Source organism: Mesorhizobium sp. M7A.F.Ca.CA.002.05.1.1, from assembly GCF_003998335.1.
Taxonomy (GTDB): domain Bacteria; phylum Pseudomonadota; class Alphaproteobacteria; order Rhizobiales; family Rhizobiaceae; genus Mesorhizobium.
In genome coordinates this window covers 1-908 of record NZ_RZQI01001417.1, presented here as the reverse complement: position 1 = coordinate 908, position 908 = coordinate 1, and the positions used below count along the sequence as shown (strand labels likewise).

Sequence of the window (908 nt, the reverse complement as noted above, 5' to 3'; positions counted from 1 at the left end):
CACTAGACATGATCCCGGACCAAAGGTCCGTGGCCGCCGAAACTCAGTGGTGCGGGACCGGTTTTGGTCCTGGCGAACCCGGCTTGTCGGGATCGACCGGCCGCACTTCGCCGGCATGCGGCCGCTCGTAGCGGATGCCGGGAAAGATGATCACCGCTGCCGGCATTTCGGCGGTTTGCTTTACTCTGGTGTTTGGTGCCGTACGCGGCACGAAAGACAGTACCATGCCCATGGTTCGCGCATTCCTCTCGGTTTCCCCGGAGCACAACGCAACGCCTCCAAATGTCATTAAGGCCGGCAGAGGGTTAACGGAACGCTAACGGATCGTCGCTAACTTGAACTTTGTTCTTGGCACTCTCGGAACCGGCACGGTCCCGGTCGAGCGTCGTCAAGGTTGTGTCGAGTACGGGCGTATCCTTCGTGTCATCTTCGGACTTCAGGCAAATCGCGGTGCGAAAAGACTCGGGAAAGGCCGAAAGGCTGTTCCGCGCCGCAGTGTCGGCGTTCTGTTCGCTCACCCGCCCATCACGCCGCGAGATCGGTCAACTCGAAGACCTGACGCTGCCGCTGTTCAATGACGTGTCCGTCGAATCTCGCCGTTACGTGGCAGCCGCCCTTTCCGAATGCGAATACGCCCCCGCCGCCCTGGTGCGCCGCCTTTGCGAGGAACCGGTCGACATTGCCGCGCCGCTGCTCATCCGCTCACGCGCCGTCAGCGACATCGATCTCATCGCGCTGATCGGGCGACATGGCCTGCCGCATGCACGTGCCATCGCGCGCCGCAAGGGCTTGAACCCGACCATCGCTGATCTGATCAGGGCCCTCGAGAGGCCAACCCTGGTGCGCGCTCCGCAACCGGATGCGAACGCCGCCGCGGCAGACAAGATCGCGCCAGCGAGCACGGAAAC

1 protein-coding gene and 1 pseudogene are annotated in these 908 nt (G+C 63.0%); one reads left to right on the top strand and one right to left on the bottom strand.

Features of this window, described 5'->3' with window-relative positions:
- Positions 1–43 precede the first annotated feature (43 nt).
- The gene (locus tag EN939_RS36015; RefSeq protein ID WP_127272037.1) at positions 44–232 is read right to left on the bottom strand and encodes a hypothetical protein; all 189 of its coding nucleotides are present in this window, start codon (positions 230–232) and stop codon (positions 44–46) included.
- Between the two features lie 188 nt (positions 233–420).
- Between EN939_RS36015 and EN939_RS36010 the strand changes: the two are divergent.
- Positions 421–908, top strand: a pseudogene (locus EN939_RS36010) (hypothetical protein); the annotation flags it as partial.